This window comes from Mucilaginibacter terrenus (genome assembly GCF_003432065.1).
Lineage (GTDB): Bacteria > Bacteroidota > Bacteroidia > Sphingobacteriales > Sphingobacteriaceae > Mucilaginibacter > Mucilaginibacter terrenus.
Genome location: NZ_QWDE01000001.1, coordinates 875,544 through 899,530 on the forward strand (window position 1 = coordinate 875,544; position 23,987 = coordinate 899,530).

At 43.6% G+C, this 23,987-nt stretch carries 31 protein-coding genes and 1 riboswitch; of the genes, 11 read left to right on the top strand and 20 right to left on the bottom strand.

Annotated features, from left to right (window positions below):
- The first annotated feature begins 59 nt into the window (after positions 1-59).
- The gene (locus DYU05_RS03725; RefSeq protein ID WP_117381629.1) at positions 60-854 is read left to right on the top strand and encodes an SDR family NAD(P)-dependent oxidoreductase; all 795 of its coding nucleotides are present in this window, start codon (positions 60-62) and stop codon (positions 852-854) included.
- Between the two features lie 53 nt (positions 855-907).
- Here DYU05_RS03725 and DYU05_RS20855 read toward each other — a convergent pair whose 3' ends face one another.
- A complete protein-coding gene (locus DYU05_RS20855) occupies positions 908-1,117 on the bottom strand; it encodes a hypothetical protein (protein WP_133300153.1) in 210 nt (69 codons plus the stop codon).
- A 209-nt stretch (positions 1,118-1,326) separates the two neighbouring features.
- Here DYU05_RS20855 and DYU05_RS03735 point away from each other — a divergent pair, with 209 nt between their 5' ends.
- The 4 genes from DYU05_RS03735 to DYU05_RS03750 all read left to right on the top strand — a co-directional run bounded on the left by DYU05_RS03735 (position 1,327) and on the right by DYU05_RS03750 (position 4,364).
- Positions 1,327-1,767 carry a DUF4442 domain-containing protein gene (locus tag DYU05_RS03735; protein WP_235853944.1) on the top strand — a complete coding sequence of 147 codons (441 nt, stop codon included), beginning with the start codon at positions 1,327-1,329 and terminating at the stop codon, positions 1,765-1,767.
- A gap of 2 nt (positions 1,768-1,769) precedes the next feature.
- Entirely contained in the window at positions 1,770-2,225 is a 456-nt protein-coding gene (locus DYU05_RS03740; RefSeq protein WP_205771782.1) for a GNAT family N-acetyltransferase, read from the top strand.
- 12 nt (positions 2,226-2,237) lie between these two features.
- Positions 2,238-2,861 (top strand): AlbA family DNA-binding domain-containing protein, encoded by a 624-nt coding sequence (locus DYU05_RS03745; protein WP_117381631.1) that lies wholly within the window; start codon positions 2,238-2,240, stop codon positions 2,859-2,861.
- A gap of 108 nt (positions 2,862-2,969) precedes the next feature.
- The gene (locus DYU05_RS03750; protein ID WP_117381632.1) at positions 2,970-4,364 is read left to right on the top strand and encodes an MATE family efflux transporter; all 1,395 of its coding nucleotides are present in this window, start codon (positions 2,970-2,972) and stop codon (positions 4,362-4,364) included.
- Here DYU05_RS03750 and DYU05_RS03755 read toward each other — a convergent pair.
- From DYU05_RS03755 to DYU05_RS03785, 7 genes are all read right to left on the bottom strand, one after another.
- Positions 4,334-5,236 carry a histone deacetylase family protein gene (locus DYU05_RS03755; protein WP_117381633.1) on the bottom strand — a complete coding sequence of 301 codons (903 nt, stop codon included), beginning with the start codon at positions 5,234-5,236 and terminating at the stop codon, positions 4,334-4,336. The genes DYU05_RS03750 and DYU05_RS03755 overlap by 31 nt on opposite strands.
- Before the next feature lie 2 nt (positions 5,237-5,238).
- Positions 5,239-6,096, bottom strand: a complete 858-nt coding sequence (locus tag DYU05_RS03760) for a bestrophin family protein (protein WP_117381634.1) — start codon at positions 6,094-6,096, stop codon at positions 5,239-5,241.
- A gap of 5 nt (positions 6,097-6,101) precedes the next feature.
- Entirely contained in the window at positions 6,102-7,385 is a 1,284-nt protein-coding gene (gene kynU, locus DYU05_RS03765) for a kynureninase (RefSeq protein WP_117381635.1), read from the bottom strand.
- Between the two features lie 388 nt (positions 7,386-7,773).
- The gene (locus tag DYU05_RS03770; RefSeq protein ID WP_117381636.1) at positions 7,774-8,271 is read right to left on the bottom strand and encodes a pyridoxamine 5'-phosphate oxidase family protein; all 498 of its coding nucleotides are present in this window, start codon (positions 8,269-8,271) and stop codon (positions 7,774-7,776) included.
- A 40-nt stretch (positions 8,272-8,311) separates the two neighbouring features.
- Positions 8,312-8,914, bottom strand: a complete 603-nt coding sequence (locus DYU05_RS03775; protein ID WP_117381637.1) for a DNA-3-methyladenine glycosylase — start codon at positions 8,912-8,914, stop codon at positions 8,312-8,314.
- The gene (locus DYU05_RS03780; RefSeq protein WP_117381638.1) at positions 8,911-9,567 is read right to left on the bottom strand and encodes an alpha/beta fold hydrolase; all 657 of its coding nucleotides are present in this window, start codon (positions 9,565-9,567) and stop codon (positions 8,911-8,913) included. Before DYU05_RS03780 ends, DYU05_RS03775 begins: the two co-directional genes overlap by 4 nt.
- Positions 9,567-10,043, bottom strand: a complete 477-nt coding sequence (locus DYU05_RS03785; RefSeq protein WP_117381639.1) for a GAF domain-containing protein — start codon at positions 10,041-10,043, stop codon at positions 9,567-9,569. Before DYU05_RS03785 ends, DYU05_RS03780 begins: the two co-directional genes overlap by 1 nt.
- 73 nt (positions 10,044-10,116) lie before the next feature.
- Between DYU05_RS03785 and DYU05_RS03790 the strand changes: the two genes are divergently transcribed.
- Positions 10,117-10,830, top strand: a complete 714-nt coding sequence (locus DYU05_RS03790) for a DUF3291 domain-containing protein (protein ID WP_117381640.1) — start codon at positions 10,117-10,119, stop codon at positions 10,828-10,830.
- Complete coding sequence (locus DYU05_RS03795; protein ID WP_117381641.1) at positions 10,827-11,075, top strand: hypothetical protein; 249 nt, start codon at positions 10,827-10,829, stop codon at positions 11,073-11,075. Before DYU05_RS03790 ends, DYU05_RS03795 begins: the two co-directional genes overlap by 4 nt.
- A gap of 216 nt (positions 11,076-11,291) precedes the next feature.
- Here DYU05_RS03795 and DYU05_RS03800 read toward each other — a convergent pair whose 3' ends face one another.
- From DYU05_RS03800 to DYU05_RS03815, 4 genes are all read right to left on the bottom strand, one after another.
- Entirely contained in the window at positions 11,292-12,008 is a 717-nt protein-coding gene (locus tag DYU05_RS03800; protein WP_117381642.1) for a Dph6-related ATP pyrophosphatase, read from the bottom strand.
- Positions 12,009-12,019: 11 nt separating this feature from the next.
- Positions 12,020-12,706 (bottom strand): SIR2 family NAD-dependent protein deacylase, encoded by a 687-nt coding sequence (locus DYU05_RS03805; protein ID WP_117381643.1) that lies wholly within the window; start codon positions 12,704-12,706, stop codon positions 12,020-12,022.
- A 93-nt stretch (positions 12,707-12,799) separates the two neighbouring features.
- Positions 12,800-13,372: a DUF6580 family putative transport protein gene (locus DYU05_RS03810; RefSeq protein ID WP_117381644.1), complete on the bottom strand. Its 573-nt coding sequence runs from the start codon at positions 13,370-13,372 to the stop codon at positions 12,800-12,802.
- 52 nt (positions 13,373-13,424) lie between these two features.
- Entirely contained in the window at positions 13,425-15,377 is a 1,953-nt protein-coding gene (locus tag DYU05_RS03815; protein WP_117381645.1) for a TonB-dependent receptor plug domain-containing protein, read from the bottom strand.
- A 129-nt stretch (positions 15,378-15,506) separates the two neighbouring features.
- Positions 15,507-15,700, bottom strand: a riboswitch (cobalamin riboswitch).
- Between the two features lie 45 nt (positions 15,701-15,745).
- Here DYU05_RS03815 and DYU05_RS03820 point away from each other — a divergent pair.
- The 4 genes from DYU05_RS03820 (at position 15,746) to DYU05_RS03835 (ending at position 19,764) form a co-directional block, all read left to right on the top strand.
- Positions 15,746-17,008, top strand: coding sequence for a serine hydrolase (locus tag DYU05_RS03820; protein ID WP_117381646.1), 1,263 nt, complete (start codon positions 15,746-15,748; stop codon positions 17,006-17,008).
- Positions 17,009-17,062: 54 nt separating this feature from the next.
- Positions 17,063-17,992, top strand: a complete 930-nt coding sequence (locus tag DYU05_RS03825; protein ID WP_117381647.1) for an SRPBCC family protein — start codon at positions 17,063-17,065, stop codon at positions 17,990-17,992.
- 373 nt (positions 17,993-18,365) lie between these two features.
- A complete protein-coding gene (locus DYU05_RS03830; RefSeq protein WP_117381648.1) occupies positions 18,366-18,563 on the top strand; it encodes a hypothetical protein in 198 nt (65 codons plus the stop codon).
- A gap of 136 nt (positions 18,564-18,699) precedes the next feature.
- A complete protein-coding gene (locus tag DYU05_RS03835; RefSeq protein WP_165851986.1) occupies positions 18,700-19,764 on the top strand; it encodes an aminotransferase class V-fold PLP-dependent enzyme in 1,065 nt (354 codons plus the stop codon).
- A 173-nt stretch (positions 19,765-19,937) separates the two neighbouring features.
- Here the strand turns inward: DYU05_RS03835 and DYU05_RS03840 are convergent, their stop codons facing one another.
- The 8 genes from DYU05_RS03840 to DYU05_RS03875 form a co-directional block, all read right to left on the bottom strand.
- A complete protein-coding gene (locus DYU05_RS03840) occupies positions 19,938-20,138 on the bottom strand; it encodes a hypothetical protein (protein WP_235853945.1) in 201 nt (66 codons plus the stop codon).
- Between the two features lie 58 nt (positions 20,139-20,196).
- Positions 20,197-20,427, bottom strand: coding sequence for a hypothetical protein (locus DYU05_RS03845; protein ID WP_117381650.1), 231 nt, complete (start codon positions 20,425-20,427; stop codon positions 20,197-20,199).
- Between the two features lie 20 nt (positions 20,428-20,447).
- A complete protein-coding gene (locus DYU05_RS03850) occupies positions 20,448-20,693 on the bottom strand; it encodes a hypothetical protein (RefSeq protein WP_117381651.1) in 246 nt (81 codons plus the stop codon).
- 100 nt (positions 20,694-20,793) lie between these two features.
- On the bottom strand, positions 20,794-21,318 hold the full coding sequence (locus DYU05_RS03855) for a DUF4142 domain-containing protein (protein ID WP_117381652.1): 525 nt from the start codon (positions 21,316-21,318) through the stop codon (positions 20,794-20,796).
- A 439-nt stretch (positions 21,319-21,757) separates the two neighbouring features.
- The gene (locus tag DYU05_RS03860; protein WP_117381653.1) at positions 21,758-21,970 is read right to left on the bottom strand and encodes a hypothetical protein; all 213 of its coding nucleotides are present in this window, start codon (positions 21,968-21,970) and stop codon (positions 21,758-21,760) included.
- Between the two features lie 50 nt (positions 21,971-22,020).
- A complete protein-coding gene (locus tag DYU05_RS03865) occupies positions 22,021-22,980 on the bottom strand; it encodes an MBOAT family protein (protein WP_117381654.1) in 960 nt (319 codons plus the stop codon).
- 1 nt (position 22,981) lies between these two features.
- Positions 22,982-23,416: a hypothetical protein gene (locus DYU05_RS03870; protein WP_117381655.1), complete on the bottom strand. Its 435-nt coding sequence runs from the start codon at positions 23,414-23,416 to the stop codon at positions 22,982-22,984.
- Between the two features lie 97 nt (positions 23,417-23,513).
- Positions 23,514-23,951, bottom strand: coding sequence for a CBS domain-containing protein (locus DYU05_RS03875; protein WP_117381656.1), 438 nt, complete (start codon positions 23,949-23,951; stop codon positions 23,514-23,516).
- Positions 23,952-23,987 lie beyond the last annotated feature (36 nt).

The window sequence follows — 23,987 nt, forward strand, 5'->3', positions numbered from 1 at the left end:
AAGATGATAAATTATCATCAATTCATGCTTAAGATTGTTCAATTTAGACAACTAACACGATGGATTTACAAATAAAAAGCAAAGTAGCGTTAATAACAGGATCAACAGCAGGTATTGGATATGCTATTGCGAAATCGTTGGCAAACGAAGGTGCAACTGTAGTTATTAATGGCCGTGGTGCAGAACGCGTGAACAATGCGGTAGAAAAGATAAAGTCCGAAACCGGTAATGAAAACGTTCGGGGTATTGCTGCCGACTTTTCTGACGTGCAGCAGATTGATCATCTTATAACATCGTTACCAGATGTAGACATTCTTGTAAATAACGTTGGCATATTTGATCCGAAAGAATTTGGAAAGATCCCTGATGAAGAATGGCTCAGGTTTTATGAAGTAAATGTTTTGAGCGGTGTACGTTTATCACGTGCTTATCTCCCTAAAATGCTCACAAAAAATTGGGGACGTATTATTTTTATTTCAAGCGAATCTGGTTATCAAATTCCTGCGGAAATGATCCATTATGGCATGACCAAAACTGCACAAATTGCCGTTAGTCGTGGATTAGCTGAGCTTACAACCGGCACAAACGTCACAGTGAATACTGTTTTACCCGGGCCTACAGCTTTTGAAGGAGCTGGAGATTTTATCAAAGCGATGGCTAAAGAACAAAATAAATCTCAGCAAGAGATAGAAACTGACTTTTTTGCACACATCAGACCAACATCGCTTATTAAAAGATTTATAGAGCCGGAAGAAATAGCCAATTTGGTGACTTATGTGGCTAGCCCGTTATCATCAGCCACCAACGGCGCCACTTTACGTGCCGATGGCGGTGTACTTAAATCAGCATTCTAGTACAACAAAAAGAGCCGGACGATTGTCCGGCTCTTTTTTGTGATTGCAAAAAATTATTGGGGAACTTTTTTGCTGGTATCCCTTGTTGTGGTGTCGCTTTTAACAGTACTGTCAGAGGTAGTTGCCGGTGTCGACATTGTTGCAGTAGAATCTGTTTTGGTGCTATCTGATCCGCTGCCTGCTGCTTTCTCTGAACTGCATCCTGCTGCCAATCCACCGATCATTGCCGCGACAAGCGCGAAACTCAAAATTTGCTTTTTCATAGTAGTATAAGTTAGAGTTGACGATTTTGTTAATTACATAAAATGGTACAACCAGTTAGCTTTTAACTTGTTTTCCAAATCAGTTGAAAGTTGGCAAACACCGTACCAACATTAAATTAAACTGGCAGCAGCCGTCTGAATTCAAGATGTTTTTTCTGATATTAGCCTCAATGCTAGTATCGGCAACTACCCTCAAATGGCTCTTGCGTATGTACCCCCCTCTCCTTTTTCAGAGGATTTGGACTATAGGTTTCCTACCTGATTTTAAAGGTGTAAGGGTTAAGGTAAACAAGAGTTTACTCAACAAAAACTATAATGGATCAATATTCGGAGGGACTATTTTTGCCGCAGCAGATCCATTCTTCCCTGTACTGTTTCACCAGATTTTAAATTCAGATCGCAAACGCAATTTGAAAGTATGGTCAAAATCTGCTAAAATTGATTTTCTAAAGCCTGCTTTTACTGATCTGCATTTTGAGATTAGTATAGACGATAAAGCAATACAAGAAGCTAAGGAGACGTTAATTGTAATGGGTAAGTACGAACAATTCTTCCCAATTGATTTTTATAACAACTCAGGCGAGCTATGCGTATCTGTACTGGTACAGGTTTATGTAAGAGACCTTGACCTTTCTAAAACCCTTATATAAATATGGCTATATTTATGAACGACAATGCCTTTCACAAAAAGGGTTACGAGATCTCTACGGATAAGCAAAAGCTTGATTTTGACTTGATATTTAACTACCTTGATAAGCAATCTTACTGGGCTAAAGGAATGCCGCAGGAGAAGCTCAGGATAGCTTTGGATAACTCCATGTGTTTTGGGGTATACAAAAACAATGCTCAAGTTGGATTAGCCAGAGTAATCACGGATAAAGCGACATTTGCTTACCTATGTGATGTGTTTATACTTGAAGGACATCGGGGAACCGGGCTGTCCAAATGGCTGATGCAAACTATTCTTGCACACTCAGAATTGCAAGGACTACGAAGATGGTCTTTAGCAACTGCGGATGCGCATGGATTGTACAGTCAATTTGGTTTCAGCATTGTTAGCAATCCTGAGAACTGGATGCAGATACATTCGCCTTACAAAAAAGATTAACAAGAAACGGCAATGAACTTAAGGAGACAGATTTTAGAGGGTGAAGGCGTATCGCTCGATTTCAAGAAGACCATTACCAGTTGCGAGAAGATTGCCAAAACAATGGTGTCTTTTGCTAACAATGTTGGTGGGCGGCTGCTTATAGGTGTGCTGGATGATGGTACTATTAAGGGAGTGAAATCTGAAGATGAAGAACGTTACATGATTACCCGTGCCGCAACTTTCTTTTGCCGCCCCGCACTGGATCCTATATTTGAGGAGATCTACTACGATGATAAATTGGTTTTGGTTGTAGATATACCTAAAAGCAGCGAAAAACCGCATTACTCGCTGGCTGAAGATGGCAAGTGGTGGGTTTACATACGGGTTGAAGATAAAAGCGTATTAGCGAGCAAAATAGTAGTTGAAGTATTAAGACAGTCATCCAGCAATAAAGGTGTACTTATTGAATATTCGTCAAAAGAAAAAGCCTTATTGGAACATCTTGATAAATCAGAGCGGATAAACATTAAGCAGTTTTGTGAGATGCTGAACATTGGCCGTCGCAGGGCCCAACGTATCCTCGTGAACCTGGTGCTAAGTGGCGTAATCAGGGTGCATACAACAGAAAAAGAAGAATTCTACACAGCCAGTTAGCCCGCCAGGTACTACTACGGGTACTTATCTTGTGCCAAGTTCGAACGCTGTTAGCTACTCTTAACGCATCTGCGTCGATATAATCGTTACTTTTGCACCCCGAAAGTAATGAGAGCTTTTTACAATAAATATAAACCCTATTACCAGGACAGCCTTAAACTGGCTATACCAGTAGTGATATCGCAACTTGGCCATACCCTGGTGCAGCTGTCCGACACTATTATCATCGGTCACTTTGCAGGTACTACCTCTTTAGCCGCAGTATCTTTGGTAATTAGCATTTTTATTGTACCGATGGTGCTTGGAATAGGTATAAGCTATGGCATAACACCTCTGATTGCACAACATAATGGCCGGCAAAATTATGATGAATGCGGTAGATTATTATCCAACACTTTGCTGCTTAACGTAATTGCTGGTATTATTTTGTTTTGTTTAGGATATTACGGTGTAATGCTTTTCATTGATAAATTGCATCAAGCGCCTGCGGTTGTTGCCGAAGCTAAGCCATTCCTCTTTATGCTGTGTTTGTCGCTTATCCCTATGCTTATTTTCAACGGCTTTAAACAATTTGCGGAAGGGCTTGGCTTTACCAAACAAGCAATGCAAATAACTATTTGGGGTAATGTGCTTAATATTCTTGTGGGTATTATACTGGTGAAAGGGATGTTCGGCATTCCACCGCAGGGTATTAAAGGTGTGGGCTATAGCACAATGCTTGATAGGGTGCTGATGGCGATAGTAATGGGATTTTATGTGATGCGCTCTCCCCTGTTCAAAAAATATCTGGAGAATTTTGCAGTTAGTAATTTTGAATGGGATAGGATTATACAGCTGGTGAAAATTGGTGCTCCGGTAGCTATGCAATACGTATTTGAAGTGAGCGCGTTTGGTGGGGCTGCTATCATGATCGGCACCATCGGGCTCAAACAGCAGGCTGCTCACCAGGTTGCAATAAGTTTAGCATCCACAACGTACATGATGGCAGCCGGCATATCAGCTGCGGCATCTATCAGGTCGGGCAATTATTTTGGCGCAGGTGATCATGCTAAACTTCGATTATCAGCCATATCTAATTATCACATTGTTATAGCATTTATGTGCTTTACCGCAGTAATATTCACAGCATTTAATCAATGGCTGCCTTATATTTACACTTCAGATATAACAGTGGTAAGCATTGCAGCACAGTTACTTATCGTTGCTGCCTTCTTTCAGCTGTTTGATGGCGCACAGGTAGTTGGTCTTGGCATATTGCGGGGCATGGGTGATGTAAACGTGCCCACTATCTTAACCTTCTTATCTTACTGGGTGATTGGACTTCCAATAGGTTATTTGGTTGGTATACATTTTAACTATGGTGTAATTGGGGTGTGGTTCGGGCTGGTCTGCGGGTTAATGTCCGCATCTATCATGCTGTTCTTCCGGTTCCAGAAAATGAGTAAGAAGCATGAAGCGGAGCTATCGTTTGATCAGAAAAAAAGCTCCACTGCTAGCTTGTAGGTGTTGCAATGTGCTTCAACAATGTCTTTAATATCCGGAGAGTAGCCTCCACCCATGCTTACTTGTACAGGTATATTGTTAAGCTTACATTGCTCTAATACAAAGCGGTCGCGTGCTTTACAACCCTCCCGGCTTAACGACAGCTTGCCTAACTTATCTGATGCCAGCACATCTACCCCTGCCAAATAAAAAATAAGTTCCGGCTTCCGGTTCTTAATAAGTTCTGGCAAGGTATTTCTTAGTAGCTTAAGATATTTCTCGTCGCCAACACCATCGTCTAGCGGGATATCAAAATCGGAACGTTCTTTTCTGAAAGGAAAGTTCTTGTCGCCGTGCATAGAGAAAGTAAATACCCTCGGTTCATGCTCAAAGATTTGAGCTGTACCATTCCCCTGGTGAACATCCAGATCAATAATTAATATAGAGGAGCATAACCGCTTACTCAATAGGTAATTGGCAGCAATGGCCTGATCATTTAACAGGCAAAATCCTTCTCCCCAGTTACTGCCTGCATGATGCGTACCACCGGCAACATTGAACGCCACTCCATATTTCATGGCATAGCCGCAACCATCGATGGTACCCTTAGCGATGCGTATTTCCCTTTCTATGAGCTTTGCCGAGAGCGGAAAACCTGTTCTTCGTTGCTCTTTTGCCGGCAGCGTGAGATCACGAAGCTGATGCCAGTAATCCCGATCATGTGTCAGGAGAATTGTCTCCTCATCCAATGGCTCGGGCGAAAAAAGATTCTCCTCAGTTATCACTCCTTCATGCAGTAATTGAGCCGGTATCAGCTCGTATTTAAGCATGGGAAACCTATGCCCCGGTGGCAGCGGGTGCGCGTAGATAGGATCGTAAGCTATTTTAAGCATGGTTATGCGCCTAGTAGTTCTCCCACGTGCTTTTGGATACCTTCGCAAATACTATCAAGAGGCAGGTCGTTTTCATCAAAACCAAAAGGATCTTCAATTTCTTCAGCAATCAACTCAATACTTGCAAATACATACAAAATAACGGCGATCACGGGCATGATAAAGTACTTGAGATCGAAACACCATGTGAAAGGCAAAGTCATGATATAGATAAAGATGAACTTCTTGATAAAAACACTATAGGAATATGGTATAGGCGTTTTCTTAATACGCTCACAAGCACCGCAGATGTCAGTGAACGACGTGATTTCGGCGGTAATGCTTACCAGTTGCTCCGGGTTTATCACTCCCGCTTTATTCAACTGATACACACGCCCGATAATTGCCGACGCTACCTGGTTTGGTACATGCTTGGTGGGCTCCAACGATATCGTCTGCGTGCTTTCATCGCGGTAAAGGTCGCGAAGATGGTCGCGTAGTTTGCGGGCATAAAGGGGAATGATGTGATTGAAATATGATGCATCTTGATTATCAACAAGATGTTTTAACTTGATAGCAAGGTTGCGGCTGTTATTCACCAGGCTACCCCAAAGTTTGCGGCCCTCCCACCATCTGTCATAAGCAGAATTAATACGGAAGGCCAACAGTAAGGAGAACACGAATCCAATGGTTTGATGCACATAAATTATCTTACGAATAAGACTGGTCTCCGGTACCTGCCATACATCCAACATGACAAATGTAACCAGTCCGGCATACAAGCTAACCGTTAACATCAGTGGCAGAAGCTCGCGTAGCGTATCGGCTTTGTTAAACTTGAATATGAGCGCGAACCATTCCCGCGGGTTATAAGATACCATTGTTGTTAGTTAAGGTCTGTAAAAGCTTTAAAAAGGTGTTCTGCGGCTGCGTAAACATCTGTAAAGGTGTTGTACAACGAAACCGGACTCAAACGGATCACATCCGGTTCGCGCCAGTCGCCAATAATGCCGTTATCTGCTAAATAGTTGAAGGTAGCTTTAGCATTGCTTTTGCAAACCACCGAAAGCTGACACCCACGTTCAAACTTATTATTGGGTGTAATAATGCTATACTGCTCATTCCCTATCTTGGTATTAACATCTGCAATTAAATACTCCAAATAGCCTGTTAGAAGCTCACTTTTAGCGCGAAGTCTGTTTAGATCTGCACGGGCAAATATATCCAGCGAAGCCTTGTGTAACGCTAACAACGGAATAGGTGCCGTGCTCACGTTCCATCCTTCTGCACCAACTTCGGGCTCAAAGCCGGGTGCCATCAAAAATTGCTTATCACGACGGTAACCCCACCATCCTGCAAAACGGTTAAGTGATGTATCGTTAAAATGCCGTTCATGTACAAAGGCTCCGCTTATCCCTCCAGGACCCGAATTCATGTATTTGTAAGAACACCAGCAGGCAAAATCAGCGTTCCAGTTATGCAGCTTTACAGGCACGTTGCCTGCTGCGTGCGCCAGGTCAAAACCAACGTAAGCGCCGACGGCATGTCCCGCCTTTGCAATAGCTTCCAGGTCGAATAACTGCCCGGTGTAGTAGTTAATCCCACTGAACAACACCAATGCAAGTGAATCAGCATGTTCATCTATTTTTTGGATTATGTCTTCGGTGCGCAGCGTAAGTTCTCCTGGCCTCGGCGCTACTTCAATTATAGCCTCTTTGGGATCAAACCCATGATACCTGGCCTGGCTTTCAACCGCGTACTGATCAGACGGGAAAGCTCCGGCTTCCATGATGATCTTATACCTTTTACCGGTTGGTTTGTAGAAACTTACCATTAGCAGGTGAAGGTTCACCGTAAGCGAATTCATGATGGTTATCTCACTTTCCTGCGCGCCAAGTATATCTGCCAGGGGCTTCAATAGCGGCTTATGGTAGCTCAGCCATGGATCGTTGCCCATGAACCAGCCCTCTACCGCGTTTTGCTGCCAGGAGTTAAGTTGTTCCTGCACGTAAGCTACTGCAGACCGCGGCTGCAAACCCAGCGAATTACCGCATAGATAAATGGCGTCCTCACCCTTGTGTTGAGGGATCAGGAACTCATTACGGAAATCTTTAAGCTCATCCTGAGCATCTAGCTCCCGCGCAAAGTCTATATTGTTCTGGTACATCATCGGCAACTAATTTCACCATTTACAGGCAGAAACCGCAAAATTAATATCAACATGGTTCAACCTACATTTAGATTCATCGGTGTCCCTGGTGTCCCGCTTTCAGAGCGGGACACCAGGGACACCCAAAATACTTAACAAATTAGCTTACAGTAAGTTGAATAACGAAGGCGGGACACTCAGGGACAGTACAAAAGATTTAACAAGTTACACTTAGTTTCCTGTTAGATAATACGTTATGGAAATTTTGCTATTTTTTATTAAGCGCTTGGGACACCTATAAAAGATAGCAGCGGGACACCCCATTAGAGGACTGAAGCACAAGGCGTATTGCTGATGCACAAAAAAAGCCGTCCTCAAAAAGTACGGCCTTAAAGAATATTAATGTTTGCTACAGATCTATCTTGCCGTGGTTTCCTTCGTCATACCTTTTGCCGGTTACTGCCGCCTTAAGCATGTTGAACAATACCACCATGCTGCTACTGCTGCTGTCCCAGTACTCCGCGTCGGTTGGTACAATTTTGATCAGGGCAAGTTTTGGATCATCCAGGCCTTCAGGAAAAAAGGCTTTTATGAAAGGATTCCAAAGTTCTTTCATTTTGTTTTTGTTTTCCACAATTTCCGCCTCGCCCATAATACTTAAGTAAGTATGGTTCTTAGGGTCCGAATAGGTTAACGATACGGTGTTCTCTACGGATATCTCGCTTACTTTAGCAGAAAATTCATTGGTAAAGAACCAAATATTGCCTTCGGCGTCTACATCTGCTGTTCCCATCGGGCGGCTGCTAAACCCTTTTTCAGGGTTGTATGTGGTAAGCATAGCAGTCCTGACTTCATTAATTTTGTCCTGAAGGTATTTCAGGCTCTCTGTTTTCGACCAGTCACTCATCTGTTTTTCTTTATAGATGAATGTATAACAGCTATGTTGATTATTTGTTCGGTTTGCTTACGTAAATGTTGCCGCGAACGTAAAATCTGTAAGGTAGTAAAGCATCATCTCCGGCGTAATCTACCCCTACACGCGGGCCTGCTGCTACCTGCTCGTCAGGAAAAACAAGGCCCCTGTCCTCAATCCATATGGTGTCGCCTTGCAAACTGTAAGCATTTATGTTCCTGGATATTCCCAAGCCCTTCGCTACCGAACCGGGGCCTTTGGTAATGTTGGGCTTTACTGTTTCCATGTTGCGGCGCCGCATTATGGTCTCTAAACCATCTGTAGGCTGTATAGCCCTAATGAGTATGGCATGCGGACGGCCAGCTTCCGAAGTGACTACGTTAAACATTTCGTGTATGCCATAACAAAGGTAAACGTATGCCACGCCCCCCCGCTCAAACATGGTTTTCGTACGCGGGGTTAGGCGGTTGCCATATGCGTGTGACGCCTTGTCTATTGCGCCTGCATAAGCTTCTGTTTCAACAATATATCCACCGGTAACTTCACCATCAATACAGGTAAATAAGTACTTGCCAATAAGGTCGCGGCTTAAGGCAACCACGTCGTCGCTGTTGTAGTATTCTGGAGTTAACTTCACGGTAGTTTTAGTATATCTGCCAATAGCTTATTTATCTCAGCTGCACGGTCGAACACCATAATGTGTGTACCGCCTTTGATCACCGCTGTTGGATCTTTAATGTAGCCGGGCGGAAAAACCTGATCTTTATCGCCAATAATATGATAAAGGTTTGGTGGGATAATATTGTTTCGCCATTGCAGCACCGCGTGCATGGCCCACTTCATAAATACCGGCGATGAGTTGCGCAGCATGCTTTTGAATAATTCAAGGTCATCCGGCATCATATGACCAAATACCGGGCGTACCATAAAGCCAACCCTCGTCATGAGATTGCCCGGGATGCCCTTGTACACTGGTACGTTCCTGAACAACTTAAAATACCATGGCGCCTCGCTATCGGTTTTAATGCTCGATATCAGGATTACTTTCTGGAGCTTAACCTTTTTTGCGATCTCTACGGCAAGTATGCCGCCCAGGGACACTCCGATTACGATAGCGCCATCAGCAATCTTATATGCATCTATAATGCGTTGTGCAAAGCTTATTAGGGTATCCTCCGGATATGGCAGCAGCCAATCAGTTGTCATAGCCTCATAACCATCAGGCAAAATGATGTTCTTGTACAGGCGCTTATCTGCACCCAAGCCGGAAATTAGGTAAACCTTAGTCATTAAAACCTAATCAGCTCAACTATTTGGGTAAGGTACTTTTCGTCTACGTGGTCAAACTGGTCGGTTTCGTCAGCATCAACGTCCAGTACGCCCACAACTTGCCCGTTGCTAAACAGAGGCACAACGATTTCTGATTTTGATAAGGAGCTGCAGGCAATGTGGCCCGGGAAAAGTTCCACATCAGGCACTATCAGGGTTTTTTCCTGCTGCCAGGCCGATCCGCATACGCCTTTTCCTTTGGCAATGCGTGTACAGGCTACCGGCCCCTGGAACGGCGCCAGCACCAGTTCACCATCTTTAACCAGGTAAAAGCCTACCCAAAACCATTTAAACTGTTCCTTCAACGCGGCACAAACATTAGCCAGGTTGGCCACCAAATCTGGCTCTCCGGTTAACAGTGCCTCAATTTGTGGGATGAGCGATTCGTATTGTTCGGCCTTAGTTGCCGACTGGATGATGTGTAGGTCTTCTGCCATAAAACAAATGTAGAAAGCGAGGTGTAAAACTAAATAAGCCAAATATCATATTTAATAATTTATTTAGCAGTTGATGATCGTTAGCCTCACCATTGTTCGATACAGAAAATCGTTGGTTCCTTTTGCCTTACTGGCTATGGCCGTACACCGCCTGCCAATGGCACTGCAGCAGGGCTGTACCTTTTGGAAACTGCTTGGCAGCGGTAGAAATGGCACGTTTGACCTGCAGCCCGACTGGCAGCAGTGGGGATTGATGGCCGCATGGGACAGCATAGAAGATTATGAGCAGTTTGCTGAAAGCTCTTTCGTTGCCAAATGGTGGAAGCTACTGGGACGTGAAAGCTGGACTATCTTATGCAGGCCAATGCAGGCCCATGGCAAGTGGGACGGCAAAGAACCCTTTGGAAAACCGGATAACAAGATTACAACTGGTGCAATAGCGGTACTCACCCGGGCAACCATTAAAATGAGTCGATTGAAAAACTTTTGGTCGCACGTGGATGAAGTAGCCAACCTAATGACTACAGCTCCCGGGTACATTACCTCCATTGGCGTTGGCGAAGCACCGGTTTACCGGCAAGCTACCTTTTCTATATGGGAGAGTTTTGACCAGATGAAAGCCTTTGCTTATGGCAGCAAGCAACATGCAGAGGTGATAAAGAAAACCCGTAGTGAGGGTTGGTACAGCGAGGAGCTTTTTGCCAGGTTCCAGATCATTAGCAGTACAGGCACTATTAACGGACAAGACCCATTGCAGGGGCTTCTTACCACAACTAAAAACACATGAGAATAATTGCAGAACTCCCGCACCCGGATTTTAAAATATCAATATTGAGCATGAACCAAAAGTTCATTGTCAAGATAGAAAAAGGCTCTCTTGAGCAAACTTTCAAAATACCTGAAATGGATTTAACCGATGGTGTAAACAGTGTTTTTGAGTTACTGGATGAAGCTTTTCTAAAGACTGTTGCCGACCGTTTTGCTGATATGCTGAAAGACTACAAAGAAGCATATTATAGATATAATTACTAACGCTAACTTTTGTAAGTAGCTAGCAAATAGATGTTTCAGATTTACTAAACAAATAAACAGAATTTAATTTGGCAATTAGTACTTATTTCTGCTTCAAAAGTAGAGCCTAATTAACATTCAAGTTTACCAAATAAGATATTAAAACCTGATTTATAGTTATTTATACAATACTAAATAATTAAATTTGGTGAGTATATATGCCAAATTAATGCGAAGTCAGGCAGGCAAAAGGTCGCAGTACCAAAAACCTGAAGATTTTGCAGGAACAGTGCCGCCGCAAGTATCGTCAGAGTTTTTAGGCGCATTATAAGATTTGAAAACTCTTTCGCCAGTGGTATAGCTGATATCTTTTTTAAAGATAGGGCCTTTAAAAACAAACGTGTGGAACTCGCCGTTTTCGCCGCATACATCTACATCATCCGGTAATTTGGCTATCAACTCTTCCCCTATTTCCTGGCCGACAAATTCTTCCAATCGCTCCTGCACACAAGCTATCACGGTGCCAAAGCCAAGGCTCAAAAACTCGCTGATCAGCTCCCGGGTATCGCGCTTCCAAAGGGGGTAAATACCTGTAAGCCCTACCTCGGCCAGCCTGTTGTCCCGATACTTTTTTAAATCCTCTAAAAAGATGTCACCAAAGATGGAATGTGTGATTCCCTCACTTTTAAAACGCTCCAGGTGTGTGCGCATAATTGTGTCGTAGGCTTCCATACCCGGCATCTCCGGAAGGCGGATTTGATACAAAGGGATGCTTATGCTTTCTGCCTGCTGTTCCAACAGTGCAGTGCGTACGCCGTGCATAGAAATACGATCAACAGCATCATTAACCGTTGTTACCAGGTATTTGATGTCTAATTCAGGATTATTCAGGCAATGGTAAAGCGCGAGCGCGCTGTCTTTACCGCCGCTCCAGTTGAATATACAAGAAGTCATTGATTTTAAGGTTAAGCGTTTGTGAGCAGTTTATCTACCAGCATAGGCACACCAATGGTGGCTTTATAAGGCATTTCTACCACCCTGGCCCCTGATGAAACCGGAATGTTTAGATCTATAATATAGCGGGTAACATCACGCGGCACATAGTGGATAAGGCCGGCTGCCGGGTATACGGCCAAAGAAGTACCTACGAGTATAAACACGTCGGCCTCACTACAAAGTTGTGCAGCGGTTTCTATCATAGGCACAGCCTCGCCAAACCAAACCACATGGGCGCGCAGCTGCGAACCAAGTTCACAGGTCTCTCCCATTTTAATTTCCCAGCCGGACATTGGATAGGTCAAATTTGGGTTTATGCTGGATTGCGACCGGGTGATTATACCATGAAGGTGCACCACATTAGTTGATCCCGCCCGTTCGTGCAGGTCATCTATATTCTGGGTGATGATAGTAACGTTATACTTCTCCTGAAGTCGGGCCAGTGCCAGGTGAGCAGCGTTTGGTTGTGACTCCAAAACATTTTTGCGCCGCTCATTATAGAATTGTTGAACCAGTTCGGGGTTGCGCTGCCATGCTTCAGGGGTGGCTACATCTTCAATGTTATATCCTTCCCACAATCCATCGCTGTCCCTGAAGGTTTTTAAGCCGCTCTCAGCGCTTATTCCCGCGCCGGTTAGTACTATTATGTTTTTCATTTATCGTTTTTGTTAAGACCATAAAGGCATCGATATAAAACAAAAAAGCGGCCTGCAAATGCAAAGCCGCTTGTATAATTTACAGGAGCCAGCTTAAAGTGCCAGTTGTTTCCTGCCTTGCAGAACGGCGTACTTGCTTTTAGCTAATTCAAATCCCCCGAAAAGGATTGTACCGAAAAGAAGATCGCCGAGAATCATATTTTTCTCGAATGGGATTGCTGCAACCAGCGAAGTACCGTAGCCGGTAAGCGTATGCGGGTACATGGTACCGTAAAGCCATGGCAGATCCATAACAAGCCAGTGGATGAGCACAGCTGCTAATGAAGCAAGCCCGACAGTACCAACGTTAACCTTTTTTATCAACGACCCTGCCAATACCATCAGAGCAAAGCAAAGGTACAGCCATATAGAACTGCTGTAGAACAATACCCATTTAGATGTATACAAGTAATTGATAAAAATGTCGCTCACAAACAAGGTAACAAGCGGCACCAGGTAAGCTTTCCATTTATCTGTAAAGTATGCTCCACCGAAAAGTGCAATAGCACCTACGGGCGTAAAATTACTTAACGCGGTATACTTGTAACTTAAAAAACGGAATGCCGCAGCTGCGATGATCATGAGGATGAGTACGGTATTACGGGTATTGATCTTTTGTAATGACATATCAGTTTTATGTTGAAGCAAATTTATTGATAATCCTCTGCAATGTAAAACACTATTTAAACTGGTAGTTGGCACCCACGGTAAAGTTGGCGCACATGGTATTGTAGCCCACCCAATCGGTATACTTAACGTCCAGCAAGTTGTTAACATCACCAAATAAGCTCAGTTTGCTTGTAGCAGCCCAGCCCAGGTGCAGATCAACCAGGTTGTAGTGTTTAAGATTGATGATATCTGTTTTAAAACTTACCGGATTGAAGTAAGTATCCCGGCGCTCACCGGTGTACTTATAGGTTACACCTACAGAAACTTGCTTGGTCGCCTGAAGCGCTACGTTGGCACCGAAAGTGTTTTTTGGACGGCGGTATAAATTATTGGTTTGTAGTCCATTAGCATCGGTTAGCTTACCTGTTACATAAGCATACCAGGCGGTGGCGGTAAGCACCTTACTGTTGTATTTAAGTTCTGTTTCGAAACCTTTGTCTTTTTGAAAGCTGCCGTTCTCATAGTTTGACGCGAATGTTTTAGGATCGGTAAAGAAGTAGATAACATTGCTGGTATTGCGCTTGAAGAATGCTGTATTGAATGACAGGGTGTTAGATACAATCTCCCAGTCGAAACCAGCTTCGTAGGACTTTGTGTACTCTGGCTTCAGTTCCAGGTTGCCGTATTGAGACGTTAACTGATACAGCGACGGGGCTTTGAACGCCGAAGACAGGTTTCCAAATATCTTCAACTGATCTGCCAGTAACACAGACGGGTTAATAGTATAAGTGAATTTATTGCCTGCAGTACTGTGGTGGTTGTAACGGCCGCCTACCTCCATGTGGAAGATATCTGACTTAAAGAACAACGATGTATAAACACTGCTGATGCTGTTGTTTGCTGCACCTGCAGGAATTACACTTGGCTCGGGATGGTAAAAGGCCTGCTCAAACAAGCTGTACTGGCTGCTGTTGGTATACTTGTAACCACCGCCGCTTGTAATATCAAAGTACCTACCAAGGTCATAGTTGAATACAGCCTCTGCATTGGTTATCCGGCCTATGTTGCGCGTAACCTGGTGGGTGGAGTCGTTATCCGGTCCAAGGTTCTCAAAGTTGTTCTTAACGGTGTTTTGAGTAACCTTTAATTTCAGAGCGCCCTTTGGCAGAAGCACGGTAGCGCCAAGCCCACCGAAGAGAAAAGTGTTGCGGTAATCATAATTTTCATCGTTGGTGAAAGTGCCGTTAGGCAAGTTGCCTGTATTGCGACTTACCTGCAGGTTTCCGTTCAGTATGAACTTTCTTGATAGCTCCTGGTCAACATTCACACTTGCCGAACGCTGATGAAATCCCGTTTTGCGGAAAGTGCCGGTACCTAGAGTATCAACTGCTGCAGGAAAACCTTTGCTGTCGTTGTTGGACAGGTTAATAGCCAGGCCTGTTTTGTTTAACTTACCATTCAACCCTGCTGACTGCCGGAAGGTGTTATAACTACCACCGGATGCCTGCAGGTTACCCTTTAAACCCGCTGTTTTCGCGTGTTTGGTGATGATGTTAATCACACCAGCCACAGCATCCGATCCGTACATGGTAGATCCGCTGCCTTTTAATATCTCGATACGTTCTATCTGGTCAACAGGGAAAGCGTTCAGGTCGTAACTGCCGTCGATAGATCCTGCGTTGTTGGCCGGGAAGCCGTCGATCAGAATTAATGTATTACCGGTTGATGCCCCCCTCAGGAAAACCGAAGTGGCAAGGCCAGGTGCATTTTGAGCTCCGGAGAAGGTGATTCCGGGTACTGTGTTCAACAATTGAGGAAGGCTCCTGCCCTGTGCACGTGCAATTTCCTGTGCTGAAATCACAGTAACAACGCGGCCGGTCTCACTTAGCTTTTTAGCCGACCGTGTAGCTGTAACTACTACCTCGTTTATGGAGCGGGTGCTGTCCTGCGCTTTAGACTCAGCACATAACAAGCTGGTTATTAAAACTGTTGGAAGAGATAATTTAAGTAGAACTTTGTTCATGTTGTGATATATGTAAATAGTAATTGCGTAAACCGCATATCATCACATAGCACGAATAAAAAAGAATGGAACACGCGCAACCACAACGGGCAGTGCAGTAACATCCAGGCTTCAATCCACGAAAGCTATGAATAATATGATGCTGAGGCAGGTATTCTGACTTGCTCCCCTCCGCCCGGTCTTCCCACCACCTTTCGGCAACAGTGACCATATGAATGGACTTTGGTTATTGGAGCTTACAGCTGCGGGACAGTTACGGATTTACACCATATTCCCTTTTAATCTCGATGGCAACACCGGGAACCTTAAGCGGGGTAAAAGTACAACAACAATTATCATCCGCAAATAAAAGGGTCTATATTTATCCTATGACAACTCGACTCTTGTTATTGCTGGTATTTTTAAGCAGTGTCGCATGTGCCCAAAAGGCTGATACTGTGTTCCTGAAAAAACTGTTGCAATCCCGGCCTGATCTGTTCGGCAGCATACTAAAACATCCTGCTCAAAACGAGGTGCAGATCATCTACACACAAATTGATCGCGATAAAAATAATCTACCTCACTTTACCTCTTATACTTACCGGCTTAATCCCAAACATTATTTCTACCCTGCCAGTACTGTAAAATTGCCTGCTGCCATATTCGCTCTTGAAAAAGCGAACAGGTTAGGTATTAAGAGCCTTAAAATCGCCGACATGATTACAGATAGTGCTTACTCCGGCCAAACCAGGATCATGACGGATACCTCATCAGAAACAGGTAACCCTTCAATAAGCAACTATATAAAAAAAATATTATTAGTAAGCGATAACGATGCTTATAACCGCATATACGAATTTGCAGGTCGCGAAGAGATCAACAAGAAACTTAAAAAGTATGGGCTCACTAACACCCGCATTGTTGGGAGGCTAGCGGTTGGAGACGGCGGCGAAAATGCACGTAATACCAACCCTGTCGTGTTCTATGCAGATAACGCAGCTATCTACGCCAAACCTGCACAACGCGACAGCAACAACTATCCTATGCAACTGGAAAACATGCAGCAAGGTAATGGTCATATTAACAGCGAAGACAAGCTGGTAATGAAACCCTTCGACTTTAGCGATAAAAATGTGTATCCTTTAGAAGACCAGCAAATGGTGCTTAAGAGGCTGCTGTTTCCTGAAGCGTTCCCCTTTAAAGAACGTTTTGTTTTAAGTGCCGAAGACTACAAGTTCATTTACCAGTATATGAGTATGTACCCTACAGAAAGCACTAAGCCCGGTTACGCGCGGCCCAACTACTACCCTGCCTATTGTAAGTTTTTGTATTACGGTGCCGACAGCTTGGCCAACATCAACCCCGATGTAAGGATATTTAACAAAGTAGGCGACTCATACGGCTATGATATAGACAATGCTTATATAATAGACTTTAAGAACAAAGTTGAATTTATGCTGACAGCCGTTGTACAATCTAATGAGGACGGCATTCTTAACGATAATAAGTACGAATATAACACCGTTTGCCTGCCTTTTTTGAAGAACCTTGGTCAGCTTGTTATGCAGCATGAACTCGTTAGAAAGAAGAAGTATTTGCCTGACCTTTCAAAATTTAAGTTTATTTACAGCAAGGGAAATAAATTGCATTAAAAGAAAACCCGATGGTATATGTGCTGTTAGATAACTGATAACACATTAGAAACCATGACAACAACAGCAACACTAAACAGCAGATGGCGCGAACCTGTAAGGGATCAGGAGCCGGGGGTTAACCTCTCCAGTGCCGAACGTACCCTCTCTATTGCCGGTGGCACACGCCTGGCTTTATCGGGGCTGAAATCAATATTTAAAAGCCCGTTCTCGAGTATAGTTAAAATTGGAGCGGGCGGTTACCTGCTTAGCCGCGGCATTACCGGGCATTGCGAATTATATGCACGCATGGGCCGCAACTCTACCGAACCGGTTAACGTTAACATACGTTCATCATACTTTATTAATAAGCCACGCCAGGAGATATATGATTTCTGGCGTCAGCTGGATAACCTGCCGCTCTTCATGAAACACCTGGAAAGCGTTGAGGTTATTGATGAGAAACGTTCTCACTGGGTATTAAAGCTACCCCTTGGCGTACCTGCAGTAAGCTGGGATGCAGAGATCGTGAATGATACGCCAGGTTACCAGATCGGCTGGAGTTCGCTGCCTGATTCATTGGTTGATAATGCAGGTAAAGTTACTTTTAAGGATAGCCCTGAAGGTAATGGCACCCTGGTTGATGTTACTATCTCCTATCGCCCACCGGCAGGTGGCTTTGGCGGCGGTGTTGCGCACCTGCTAAATCCGGTGTTTAAGAACATGGTAGATAGCGACGTACGCAACTTTAAACAATATATGGACCTGCAGGATGGCGGTAACGCTACCAGCAGCGCCAACGATGAAACCTACAATGAACCACCGGTACTAGTGGTAGAAGAGGTATTTGTTGCTGAAGTACCCGCCGAACAGGAACAGCAATCACAAGCGGATGAGCAACAGGAAACAACTGAAGACCGCCGCGATTTTGCCGGTAACAACTGGCAGGAAGATCCCGACCCGGAAGGCCATAAGCCCGACGTACACCTGTCAGGAGGTATATAAGCATAACAAGAAAGGCTTTCCCAACGGAAAGCCTTTCTTGTATCAGGTGTAACATACGAAAGTGTTACACCTGATACACCCTTTTTAACTTATAAATTTCTATAAGCTTGTTTTTCAATAAACTATAGAATATACATGTTTTAACATGTTACAGTTTGAGGTTTATGTTACACTTTTTTTTGACAAATCAGGGTATTGTTACACTTTATAATAATTTTAGATTGAATGCATTGTGCAGTATAATCATAGGCGGTTTACCGCTTGGTTATAGTACATGCACCAACAATTAAATTCTACCACCCATATGAGAAATACTAAAAATATTAGTATTTAACTAAATAGTTACTTAGCTTTGCAAACAAATACAAAGCTTATGACACCGCACGATGCCAACCTGAAGGAGTTGCTAAACCATGCTATAGCATTGCTGGATGATGTTAAAAGTAAGTTTGGCCTTTTTGAGCGACAAGAATATGCAAGGCTGCGTAAACGGTTTGATGAGCATGCAGCTTTACCGGGTGACCTCCACGCCCTACTGGATGACATCGACACCTCCGACGCTCAACAGTAGCTCAACTATTTGGCTGTAAACGGGTATATTTACCGGTATGGTACCGCGGGGGAAATTAGATATCAGTTACAGCGAAGTCTTCAAGGCGATTTGGTACTGCGCATCCGATCGCCTATTATCCAAACAAGAATACGGGTTGAATGCGAATAAACTAATTACGCTATCTGTACGTACAGGCTTTCACCTTGTATTAAGTGCGCTGTCGCTACCTCCCGGCTCAGAGGTCATTGTAAGTAATATCAACATTCCCGACATGTACGCCATTATAGCTGCACATGGTCTTAAAGCAATACCCGTACCTGTCCGTTTCGATACACTTACGGTAAGTACTGAGGATATACAATCGGTGATAAGCAAAAACACCAGAGTTATTTTGTTAAGCCATCTTTTTGGGGCGTTAATGGACACAACGAAAATTGCGGCTTTAGCAAAACAACGCGGGCTGTTGTTAATTGAAGATTGCGCGCAAGCATTCGGAGGCTACTACGGCGATAATGTAAGCAACGCCGCTATTACCATGTTCAGTTTTGGGTTGATTAAAACCAACACTGCGGTAAGCGGCGCGGTGATACAAATAAGAGACCCCAATTTGCTGCAAAAAGTAATAAACTTAAGCAACTCGCTTCCTTGCCAATCGACCTCAATATTCCGTAAAAAGCTTTTGAAGGTATTGGCTATAAAGCTGCTTACCGGAAAAACGTTGTATTCTGCATTTTACAAATGGTGCCTGAAAACTAATCGCGACCCCGATGAGGTGCTATCTTCCGCAACGCGGGGCATCCCGGGGACGGATGTGCTAGGTAAAATAAGTTATCGGCCCTGCCGCGCTAATATAATACTGTTAAAACAGCGATTGAATAATTTTAATTTGAGCAACAATTTTGCACGCACCCTTAAAGCCAGGGAAATTGTTGAAGGTTTAGCGTTGGCTGCAATCGCTGGTGGTATAAACACTAACAATACTTATTGGGTACTGCCGGTAAAGCACAACCAGCCTGAAAAATTAATAGCTTACTTAAGAAATAACGGTTTTGACGCTACTCAAAAAGCATCAAGTTTGATTGAGTTGGAAGCTGCTACAACAACAAATCATTTGCAGCTAAATTGGCTTGTTTACTTACCATGTTACAGGTCCATGTCTCCAAAAGACTGCAATCGGCTAAATGGCTTACTGTTAAATTTCGGATTAAGCGGCAAATAACACACCAGTTAACTTGTTAATACATTTAGCGGCTTTTATTATATTAGCGAGATGATTAAATGCATTTACAACATCTAAGTTATGTAAACAATATTAACGTCTTTTTATAAATGTAAAGAGCCCGCTGGTAACTAGCGGGCTCTTTACTGTTGCTAACTTTCAACCACGTTGCGTTATTCGCTGCCTTCTACTTTAACTAGTTTGTTGTAAAGGCCCAGCAGCAAAAAAGGTGCTGCCCACTGGCCTACAAATAGCGCGGTGTGTGGCTTGCTGGTTACTTTAAGAACTGCCGACGCACCCATTGATGCTAATGCAGCCCATAAAAATAAATCTGACGGCAGTTTAGCTGTTTGTTGTTCTATAGCTTTAGCCACTGCCCTTCGCTATGTTCGGGATTGAAATTTGCCATTATTTAGTTATTGATTTGATTGATTATTTCATGCGTTGTGAAGTGTCATTTTCCTTAGCACGGCTCATCGACGAATCGCTGCCCATACTATGGATGCTGTCTGGCGTACCAGCACTATTACCAACATCCCGATTGCTGCTGGCCGAGTCGGTTTTCATACCGCTGTCGCTAGCGTCGTTATTTTGGCTTTGCCCGCCGCAAGCAGCAAAGGCCATACAGGCACAAAGGCCTGCAATAATTAAGTGCTTTTTCATTTGTGTAGATGTTTGTTAAATTAATCTTCTCCGTGCTGCTCTCCGTCGCCCGTGCTTGGTGTTGCACCTATTTCGTTGGAACCGGGGCCTGTATCGGCCGCATTCTGTTTTAGTGAGTCGAGCTGGTCTTCCTGCGAAGCACCGCGGATGATCTGCTCACCGGATTGCGCATTGTGGTTGCCCAGATCGGTGGGCGTTGGGTAATTTTGCTGCCCGGGTACAACATTATCATTGTCGCCGGCGGCCTTTATGTTTTCACTTTCCATTTAGTCTGCTTTATTCAGAATATGAAAACAGCACAGTAACGCCCTTCATCCACAACCAAATCTCTCACTACGCTACCGTGCTGTATCATTTTCCAGGTTATTACTTAGCGCCGTTCACCTTATTGTTAATTTGCTGTATCATGGTAAGGTGTTTCTTTAACACTGGCAGCTGTGCTTTGGCAAAAGCTTTAACCTTCGCGTCGGGCAACGTGTTAGCAGCGTGCTGAAACAACGCTATCGTTTTTTGGTGGTCAACTACCATCATGGCCGCGTATGCTTTATCAAACGCTGCACCACTGGCATTGTCGAGCATAGGATCTTTTACCGCATCCGCTGATGGTGGCGCAGGTACCTGGTAGCCTTTTGCTTTTACAATTCGCATAAGCAGATTATTGGCTAACGAGTGGTCGGCTACCATACGGGAGCCAAAAGCTTTTACCTGTCCGCTTTGTGCTTTCTTTTGAGCAAGGCGTCCTGTAGCTATTTCTTTATAACTGCCTGTACTGGCCTGTGTAATAAAATTTACGGTAGCTGTGTCCGGCTGGGCAGAATTGGTTTGTGCGTTGGTGAACTGTGCCGCGAACATGGCTGCCAGTGTTAAAAACGCTGTTGCTAACTTTTTCATGGTTTTAGATGTTGTTTTAAGATAATATTGATATAGAAGTCCTTTTTATTACAAAGCTTTAATTGTATTCACGCGTTAATTGAGCCTGCAGTAACCTTAAATTATGGTACCGCAGGCGCCAATAAACAACAAAACACTACATAGAAATACCTTATATGGGAATGCATACTTTCCTTTATAAATTATTAATGTTAAACTGGTTGTTGGTGAGCGGAAAGTATCTGAGATAGGTAGACACCTCTCCCGGTAATATGGACCTTCTAGATATTCAGTTGTCGTGAACTGTATAGAATCAACAGGAAGAATTGAGCAATTGTTTTAATTACTAATTAAATAAATTAATAAATAAAGAATCTAGCTAATTGTGACGTCCGAATATTATCAGACGCGAAGGGATTTGCAGACTGTAGTAAGTGTTGCAATAAAGATGATGGGAAAGTTATAAAGTTTTAGCTCTTCGCAACAACTCATCGCGAATATTAGCACATTGTTCATACCGCTCTTCGCGGATCTTCTCTTCCAAAAGGTGCTTCAATTGAGTAGCCGAATACTCTAAATACTTCAAGCCGGAGGCTGTTAACGCTGATATAGGTACAATTGTACCATCAGCAGCATAAAAGCCCCATTCGGGTTGTCTTTTGTTTAAATTCATGGGACTGTAAGATACGCACAAAATTATTCATCAAATTACCTACTACAATGCTACAAGCCTGCCATCGGCCATAGTATTCCTTTGATAAATGCAGGATGAAATAACAACGGCATAGGTAACACCAGCCAGAAGAACACCCATACACGCCCAACCAAATTGTTTTTTAAGAAAAAGATATTCTTGCTCATAAGAAGCTTTTCTACCAGGACGAGCAAGCCCTGTAGCAAGAAGTATAACGTGGGCAAGCCGTAGCCGGCATTCACAGGCACGCTCAATGCAAGTTCGTGCAGTAAACCAGAAAAAACGAAAGCTATAAGCAATGCCGCCGCAGGACCCATTCTTTTCCGTAACGGCCGGAAAACAGCCACAGACGTCATCTCACTAAATGCTATGTTCCAGCGTTTGCTCCAAAGTTCTGTTAAGCTAAGCGCCCTGGCAGGGTGCCGAAATAGCAGGTACGTATTCACCCCGCTGAACCGCCACATACCGGCACTTATAGCAAGAAAGCCAAAGTGCAACACAAGACTAAAGCCCACCAACAACAAAGCCGTGACAGCTAAATAGGTGAACTCATCGCTATGATACCGATGCTCTACATACCGTGCTAACAAGATAAGCGCGGCACCAGCCACTACCCTGCTGATACCTGTGTTAATCATTGATCTGGCGCACGGGAGCGGTTTTGCACCTAAGGTTTCAAACGGTTCGGCACGCATGCCTACCCATCCTATCGCGTATACACACCACTGTTTAAAAGTAAGTGTAAGGTTCTTGTTGCGGTAACCCTCTGTAACTGCAATCACCTTCATACCCGTAAAGGTTGTGGCAATAATGGCCAGCATACGCAATATCGCACCCTCCTGAATAAACAGGTAGCTTACAACAGCAATAGTACTTATAAGAATTGTCCAATTTAGCAATATAGCCTTTGCACGTATAAGGCTGTAGCCAACCAATATCACCAGCAAATTAATTACCGCAAAGCAACTAACATGTGTAATTGTTTCCATCTTATAAGCCCTTTAAATTCACGTAGAACAGAAAGCTATAAAACAGGCTGAACCAGGTAAACAGTAGTACTAATACTACTTCGGCCACGCGTTGCCATTTACCGGAAGGAAGAGCCGAACGATCAAAATAAAAGAATTGAATAGCTACCCTAGATAGCCAATACACCGCTATAAAGCCGGTAACTATGGTTGCCAGCCTGGAGTGGCTGAGTAAATCATTGCTGCAAAAAATGGATAGCAGACCAAAGCTGAGGTTGATAACAAATATGTAAGCGGCGTACACCCAAAACATCTGCTTTATAAGCGGATTGACCTTAGACAGTTCTGACCGCCATTTTAATACACCGGGAATAAACAATGAGCCAAGCGCCAGGCTCACCTGGCCAAGTCCGGCAAGTTGTAGAAGTGTGTTGTTGGTGATTAGGGTACTAAACATTTGCTTGTTGATTTAGACAACACAAATGTAAAACAATTATCTATACTTTCAATAATTATTGAAAGTATATTCTGTAACTTATGTTTATAGTAGATAATTAAGTAGCGTGGATATAGCTATGCAGCTGCTCTATAGTTTCTTTTTGTGAGTGAATGGTTTCGTAAACCACATCATTAATGGAGACAATGCCACAAAGTACCTGCAGATCATCAAATACCGGCAAATAACGAATGTTATTTTCGCTCATGAGCAGCATACATGTGTCTATTGATGTTTTTGGCGTAATGTGCGGCAGGTTAATGCTCATGATCTCACCTACTGTTGTATCATCAGAGTGCTTACCCATCAGGATGATCTTACGGGCATAGTCCCGTTCTGTCGCTAAGCCCAAGTATTGATTGTCATGATCAGTTATTACTACCGAACCGATGTTCTTTTCGGCCATTAGCTTTAGTACGTCTAATACGGTAGTAGCAGCAGGAACGGCAATAACCGCACTTCCTTTTCGTGCAAGGATGTGTTGTACATTCTTCATTGGTAAACAGGTTTAATTTGGTTTATGTGAATTTAC

Bases quoted from the DNA above. Each gene is read 5' to 3' on its own strand.
- DYU05_RS03725 (WP_117381629.1), top strand. From the start codon at position 60: ATGGATTTACAAATAAAAAGCAAAGTAGCGTTAATAACAGGATCAACA.
- DYU05_RS20855 (WP_133300153.1), bottom strand. From the start codon at position 1,117: ATGAAAAAGCAAATTTTGAGTTTCGCGCTTGTCGCGGCAATGATCGGT.
- DYU05_RS03735 (WP_235853944.1), top strand. From the start codon at position 1,327: ATGTACCCCCCTCTCCTTTTTCAGAGGATTTGGACTATAGGTTTCCTA.
- DYU05_RS03740 (WP_205771782.1), top strand. From the start codon at position 1,770: ATGGCTATATTTATGAACGACAATGCCTTTCACAAAAAGGGTTACGAG.
- DYU05_RS03745 (WP_117381631.1), top strand. From the start codon at position 2,238: ATGAACTTAAGGAGACAGATTTTAGAGGGTGAAGGCGTATCGCTCGAT.
- DYU05_RS03750 (WP_117381632.1), top strand. From the start codon at position 2,970: ATGAGAGCTTTTTACAATAAATATAAACCCTATTACCAGGACAGCCTT.
- DYU05_RS03755 (WP_117381633.1), bottom strand. From the start codon at position 5,236: ATGCTTAAAATAGCTTACGATCCTATCTACGCGCACCCGCTGCCACCG.
- DYU05_RS03760 (WP_117381634.1), bottom strand. From the start codon at position 6,096: ATGGTATCTTATAACCCGCGGGAATGGTTCGCGCTCATATTCAAGTTT.
- kynU (WP_117381635.1), bottom strand. From the start codon at position 7,385: ATGATGTACCAGAACAATATAGACTTTGCGCGGGAGCTAGATGCTCAG.
- DYU05_RS03770 (WP_117381636.1), bottom strand. From the start codon at position 8,271: ATGAGTGACTGGTCGAAAACAGAGAGCCTGAAATACCTTCAGGACAAA.
- DYU05_RS03780 (WP_117381638.1), bottom strand. From the start codon at position 9,567: ATGACTAAGGTTTACCTAATTTCCGGCTTGGGTGCAGATAAGCGCCTG.
- DYU05_RS03785 (WP_117381639.1), bottom strand. From the start codon at position 10,043: ATGGCAGAAGACCTACACATCATCCAGTCGGCAACTAAGGCCGAACAA.
- DYU05_RS03790 (WP_117381640.1), top strand. From the start codon at position 10,117: ATGATCGTTAGCCTCACCATTGTTCGATACAGAAAATCGTTGGTTCCT.
- DYU05_RS03795 (WP_117381641.1), top strand. From the start codon at position 10,827: ATGAGAATAATTGCAGAACTCCCGCACCCGGATTTTAAAATATCAATA.
- DYU05_RS03800 (WP_117381642.1), bottom strand. From the start codon at position 12,008: ATGACTTCTTGTATATTCAACTGGAGCGGCGGTAAAGACAGCGCGCTC.
- DYU05_RS03805 (WP_117381643.1), bottom strand. From the start codon at position 12,706: ATGAAAAACATAATAGTACTAACCGGCGCGGGAATAAGCGCTGAGAGC.
- DYU05_RS03810 (WP_117381644.1), bottom strand. From the start codon at position 13,372: ATGTCATTACAAAAGATCAATACCCGTAATACCGTACTCATCCTCATG.
- DYU05_RS03815 (WP_117381645.1), bottom strand. From the start codon at position 15,377: ATGAACAAAGTTCTACTTAAATTATCTCTTCCAACAGTTTTAATAACC.
- DYU05_RS03820 (WP_117381646.1), top strand. From the start codon at position 15,746: ATGACAACTCGACTCTTGTTATTGCTGGTATTTTTAAGCAGTGTCGCA.
- DYU05_RS03825 (WP_117381647.1), top strand. From the start codon at position 17,063: ATGACAACAACAGCAACACTAAACAGCAGATGGCGCGAACCTGTAAGG.
- DYU05_RS03830 (WP_117381648.1), top strand. From the start codon at position 18,366: ATGACACCGCACGATGCCAACCTGAAGGAGTTGCTAAACCATGCTATA.
- DYU05_RS03845 (WP_117381650.1), bottom strand. From the start codon at position 20,427: ATGAAAAAGCACTTAATTATTGCAGGCCTTTGTGCCTGTATGGCCTTT.
- DYU05_RS03850 (WP_117381651.1), bottom strand. From the start codon at position 20,693: ATGGAAAGTGAAAACATAAAGGCCGCCGGCGACAATGATAATGTTGTA.
- DYU05_RS03855 (WP_117381652.1), bottom strand. From the start codon at position 21,318: ATGAAAAAGTTAGCAACAGCGTTTTTAACACTGGCAGCCATGTTCGCG.
- DYU05_RS03860 (WP_117381653.1), bottom strand. From the start codon at position 21,970: ATGAATTTAAACAAAAGACAACCCGAATGGGGCTTTTATGCTGCTGAT.
- DYU05_RS03865 (WP_117381654.1), bottom strand. From the start codon at position 22,980: ATGGAAACAATTACACATGTTAGTTGCTTTGCGGTAATTAATTTGCTG.
- DYU05_RS03870 (WP_117381655.1), bottom strand. From the start codon at position 23,416: ATGTTTAGTACCCTAATCACCAACAACACACTTCTACAACTTGCCGGA.
- DYU05_RS03875 (WP_117381656.1), bottom strand. From the start codon at position 23,951: ATGAAGAATGTACAACACATCCTTGCACGAAAAGGAAGTGCGGTTATT.